The sequence below is a fragment of the Variovorax stachyos genome, from assembly GCF_051400855.1.
GTDB lineage: Bacteria > Pseudomonadota > Gammaproteobacteria > Burkholderiales > Burkholderiaceae_C > Variovorax.
The window spans coordinates 1-742 of the sequence record NZ_JBLFFN010000059.1 but is presented as its reverse complement, the minus strand read 5'-3'; the positions used below and the strand labels follow the sequence as shown (position 1 = coordinate 742).

Here is a 742-nt window from a genome sequence, read left to right as displayed (position 1 = left end):
CGCATCTGGTGCGAGGTGTTGGGCGTGGAGCGCGTGGGCCGCCACGACAACTTCTTCGAGCTCGGTGGTCACTCGCTGCTGTGCGCGCAACTGGTGGCGCGCGTCCAGGCCGCGATGCCGAGCGCGCTGTCGATCCAGGATGTGTTCCAGCACCCCCTGCTGCACGACATCGCGGCGCTGATCGCCGGCTCGCGCGCCGTCGGGGCTTCGGACCAGGCGCTGTCGGACATCGAATCGCTGATGGACAGCATGGAGACCGCTTGATGATGATCGAGACCGCCGCCGCCCGTCGGATCGCGGAGCGCTTCTCGCGCCTGAGCGCCGAGCAGCGCCGCGCGGTGTATTCGAAGACCCGTGCCGAAGGCCTGACGCTCGGCCAATTTCCCATACCGGCCCAGGCGCCCTCGTTCTCCGGCGGCAGCCGGCTGTCCTCGGCGCAACTGCGCCAGTGGTTCCTGTGGCGGATGGCGCCGGACAGCACGGCGCACCACATCCTGGGGGCGCTGCGGCTTCGCGGCTCTTTGGATGTCGCGGCACTGAAGGCCAGCTTCGACGCGCTGGTGCAGCGCCACGTCTGCTTGCGTGCGATGTTCCGCGCCGATGCACAAGGCCTGGCCGAGCAGTGGATCCGGGAGCAGGCCGGGTTCGACCTGGCGCTGCTCGACGTGAGCGGCGAGCCCGTGCAGGCACGCGAGGAAAAGGCGAGGGAAGAAGCGAGGCGGCTGAGCCAGACGCCCTTCGA

Annotated in this window: 2 protein-coding genes; both read left to right on the top strand. The window is 69.4% G+C overall.

The window, feature by feature from the left end:
* The coding region (locus tag ACMGEZ_RS29690; protein WP_436825863.1) for a phosphopantetheine-binding protein at nucleotides 1-264 on the top strand (264 nt) is incomplete at its 5' end.
* The coding region (locus ACMGEZ_RS29685) for a condensation domain-containing protein (protein ID WP_436825862.1) at nucleotides 264-742 on the top strand (479 nt) is incomplete at its 3' end. The genes ACMGEZ_RS29690 and ACMGEZ_RS29685, both read left to right, overlap by 1 nt.